The following is a 687-nucleotide window of genomic DNA, read 5'->3' on the forward strand; positions in this document are numbered from 1 at the left end:
ACCTTGCCGGGGTTCTCCATCCGGTGCACCGCGCCCAGCGGGATGTAGACCGACTGGTTCTCGGTCACCAGTTGCTGATGGTCGTCAATGGTCACGCGGGCGGTGCCCTCGACCACGATCCAGTGCTCGGACCGGTGGAAATGGCTCTGCAGGCTCAGCGCGGCGCCGGGGTGGACGTGGATGCGCTTGACCTGGAACCGGTCGCCGACCACAAGGCTTTCGAACCAGCCCCAGGGCCGGTGATCCTTGGGGAAGGCCGTGGCCTGCGCGGCGCCTTTTTCCTTCAGCGCGGTGACCGCTTTCTTGACGTCCTGCGCCCGCGACGCATCCGCCACCAGAACCGCATCGTTCATCGCCACCGCGATGATGTTGTCCAGCCCGATCCCCACCAGCTCCAACTGGTCGCTGTCCGAGCGCAGCAGCGTGTTCTGACACTCGATCGCGGTGGCGCCGCCGCTGGTCACCACGCCATCCCCATCCGGGCCGCTTTCGCGCCAAACCGCGTCCCAGCCGCCCAGATCGGACCAGGCCGCGTCAAAGGGAACCACCGACAGGTTGTCCGCCTTTTCCATCACCGCGTAGTCGATCGAGATATCCTCGGCCTGCCCCCACGGGTCCGGGTTCAGGCGCAGAAAGCCCAGATCCGGCGTCGCGGTGTCAACCGCCGCTTCGACCGGTGCCATCAAT

Annotated in this window: 1 protein-coding gene; it reads right to left on the minus strand. The window is 66.5% G+C overall.

What is annotated here, in order from left to right; genetic code table 11:
• Positions 1-687, minus strand: a 687-nt coding sequence (locus tag ACR0NT_RS19540) for a cupin domain-containing protein (protein WP_480443546.1), incomplete at both ends; no start/stop codon positions are given.

The organism is Ruegeria sp. AB10, assembly GCF_056542745.1.